Origin of the sequence: Mesorhizobium sp. M7A.F.Ca.CA.004.12.1.1, assembly GCF_003997835.1 — a bacterium.
Classification (GTDB): Bacteria; Pseudomonadota; Alphaproteobacteria; order Rhizobiales; family Rhizobiaceae; genus Mesorhizobium.
Genome location: NZ_RZRK01000724.1, coordinates 1 through 3,064, shown reverse-complemented (window position 1 = coordinate 3,064; position 3,064 = coordinate 1). Strand labels below are relative to the sequence as shown.

Genomic DNA, 3,064 nt, shown 5'->3' with positions numbered 1-3,064 from the left:
CTCCCGGCTGGATCGAAACGGGCTCGTCGAGCGAAATGGAGCGGCAAGCCGCCCTGCATACGCCGCCGGCGCGGGCCGGGCGGCCGGATGAAGTGGCCGCCGCGGTGGCATTCCTGGCCTCGGAAGGCGCCAGCTATGTCAATGGCGCGCTGCTGGTGGTCGACGGCGGCAACAGCCTTCAGGAGCGCAAGGGCTGAGAACTCTGCGGCTTCGCCGGAACGACCGGTGTTCATGATCGGACAGCGGGTCCGGGCTCTCACTACATCGTGCGCCAGCGCAGCTTCTATCGTCACCGTCGACTGCTCGATCTCACTTGACCTTCCAGCTGCTGGAACCCTTAGGGTCACGCGAGGTCTTCCGGCGGGCCTTTCATCGAGAGCAAGGAGCGGAGAAATGCATCGACGCGGATTTCTGACGGCAAGCCTGGCGACGGTTCTGGCGAGCCCGCGTGCGCTGGCGCAGACGAAGATGGACGATATGTCGATGCCCGGCATGGGCGGCCATGCCGGGCACGACATGGCCGCGATGGTGCAAGACGCGGTCACCCTGCCCGAAGGCCAGGCGTTGCGCGCCCTGCAGGTGCTTGCCAACGAAGCCGACCGGCCGGGCCTGCTCAGGGCGAGGCTGACGGCGGCACCGGCCATTGCGAGGTTCGCCGAGGGGCGCGACACACCGATCCTCGCCTATAATGGCATCAGCCCGGGGCCGCTGATCGAGGCCTTCGAAGGCGACCGCGTCGAGATCACATTTGCCAACCGCATCGATAACGAGGTGAGCACCATCCACTGGCACGGCATGCCGGTGCCCGCCGACCAGGACGGCAGTCCGATGGATCCGGTTGCGGCGGGCACCGAGCGCGTTTATGCCTTCGAGCTGCCGGAAGGCTCCGCAGGCTCCTATTGGTACCACCCGCACCCGCACGGCAAGACGGCAGAGCAGGTCTATCGGGGTCTTGCCGGCGCCTTCGTCGTCAAGGCCAAGGCCGATCCCATCCCGGCCGAATATGGCGACACGGTGCTGGTGTTCACCGACCTCAGACTTGCCGCCGATGGCTCGATACCGAGCAACAGCATGAGCGATCTGATGAACGGCCGCGTTGGCGACCACGTGCTGGTCAACGGCCAGAAGAATCCCAGGCTCTCGGTGGCAAAGGGCGCCAAGCGACGCCTGCGCCTCTACAACGCCACCAACGCACGGTTCCTGAAGCTTGCCTTCGACGGCGCGACGATAACAGTCATCGGGACGGATGGCGGGCTGCTCGCGGCGCCGGTGGCGGCGGACGAGATCCTGCTCAGCCCGGGCGAACGCCTCGAGTTGGTCGCATCCTTCGACAGGCCCGGCCCCATCACCCTCGATACGCTCGGCTACGACCGTGGCTGGATGGGTCCCGGCCGCCCGGCCGATGCGGGGCTGACGCTGCTGACGGTCGATGTCTCGGAGAACGAAGCCGAGGCGGTGCCGCAGCTGCCGGCGCGGCTGCGGCCGATCGCACCGTTCGCCGACCCTGTCCTCAGCCGGCGGCTCGTTTTAACGGAGACCATGGCGATGAAACCCACCGGCATGGAGATGGGTTTCCTGATCAACGGCAAGGCCTTCGATATGGGACGCGTCGACTTCGTCGCCAGGGCCGGCGAGATCGAGCTCTGGGAGATAGTCAACGAGGCCGACATGGACCATCCCTTTCACGTCCACGGTACTCAATTCCAGGTCGTCGAGCATGAGCGCGACGGCGCGGTGTCCAAGCCGCCCTATCTCGCATGGAAGGACACGGTGAACGTCGCCCGCGGCGAGACGGTGCGGCTCCTGCTGCGCCAGGATAGGCCGGGGCAGCGCATGTATCACTGCCACATCCTCGAGCACGAGCAGCTCGGCATGATGGGCGTGCTCGATGTCATGGCATGAAGTTCGGCATCGCGTTCGGAGCGGTGGTGCTGGCGCTGGCCGGTTCGCTGAGCCTCTCCTCGCCGCAGGCGGTCGCCTCCAGTGATGAGATCGTGGCCGCACGCCAGGCCTCGATGAAGGCTATGGCGGCGGCAGCGAAAACCATCGCCGAGATGTTCGGCGGCAAGCGCGCCTACGACGCCGCCAGCTTCAAGGCGGCGGCGGAGGCGCTCAGCGCCCGTACCGGACCCGCCCTGATGGCTGAATTCCCGGCGGGAACGCTGGGCGCGCCGTCGGGCGCCAAAGCGGAAATCGATCAGGCGCGGCCGGAGTTCGAGGCGCTCGCCAGTCACATTGGCGAACTCGCCGATGCATTGGCAGCCAAGGCCGAAACCGCGCCTGCCCGGATCACCGGGGACATGCGCATGGGCGCGATGACGTCAATGGACGGGGGCAGTCTGCTCGGCAAGCGGCTGAAGACAACGGAGGCGGATCCGGCCGGATTGCCGGCGGAGCATCTTCTGCACCTTATCCTCCAGGATTGCTCAAGCTGCCATTCCAAGTTTCGGCAAAAGGTGAAGTGAGAACCGGCGATCACACCGCCATTTGTTGCCCTCTTGTGCAGCGATGCGGAATGCCAGGAAGGCCACCTGTATCAAGACGCCTTCGCCAGAAAATTCCGATAATCCGACTTGGCCTGCAGCAGGCGCAGCACATTGTCTCGCGAGCCGCGCACATGGGCGCGTGCCAGCGTGCCGGCTCGGGCAGCGTCGCCGGCGCAGATGGCATCGACGATCTCGGCGTGCTCGTCGCGGGCGATCTTCCATTCGTCCAGCCACAGGAGTTCGGTCCAGACGTAGTGCTGGCACTTGTCGAGGATGCCGCACAGCATGTTGTGCAGCATGACGTTGCCGCTGATTTCGGCGATGACGCGGTGCAGGTCGATGCCGACTTCCAGTTCCTGGAATTTTTCCCGGTTCGTGCGTTCCGGAATGGCTGCCAGCCGTTCGCATTCGGCCAACATGGCGCGCAGCCGCGCCTTGTCCTGTTCCGTCGCGGCCGTTGCCGCAAGTTCCGTCGCATGGCCGTCGAGCAGTTCGCGGATCTCGAAGGCCTCGCGGAACATGTTGATGTCGAACTCGGTGACGACATAGCCCTGGCGCGGCCGGCCGGTGACCAGCCC

The 3,064-nt window shown here is 65.8% G+C and carries 4 protein-coding genes; 3 read left to right on the top strand and 1 reads right to left on the bottom strand.

Annotated features, from left to right (window positions below):
* From EN984_RS28430 to EN984_RS28420, 3 genes are all read left to right on the top strand, one after another.
* Window positions 1-197 (top strand): SDR family oxidoreductase (locus EN984_RS28430; protein ID WP_127384120.1); only part of this gene is annotated, 197 nt, incomplete at its 5' end.
* 196 nt (window positions 198-393) lie between these two features.
* On the top strand, window positions 394-1,902 hold the full coding sequence (locus EN984_RS28425) for a multicopper oxidase family protein (RefSeq protein ID WP_127268799.1): 1,509 nt from the start codon (window positions 394-396) through the stop codon (window positions 1,900-1,902).
* Window positions 1,899-2,465: a cytochrome c gene (locus tag EN984_RS28420; protein WP_127271413.1), complete on the top strand. Its 567-nt coding sequence runs from the start codon at window positions 1,899-1,901 to the stop codon at window positions 2,463-2,465. The genes EN984_RS28425 and EN984_RS28420 overlap by 4 nt, the downstream gene beginning before the upstream one ends.
* Before the next feature lie 71 nt (window positions 2,466-2,536).
* Here the strand turns inward: EN984_RS28420 and EN984_RS28415 are convergent.
* Window positions 2,537-3,064: GntR family transcriptional regulator (locus EN984_RS28415; protein WP_164765705.1), on the bottom strand; the 528-nt coding region annotated here is incomplete at its 5' end.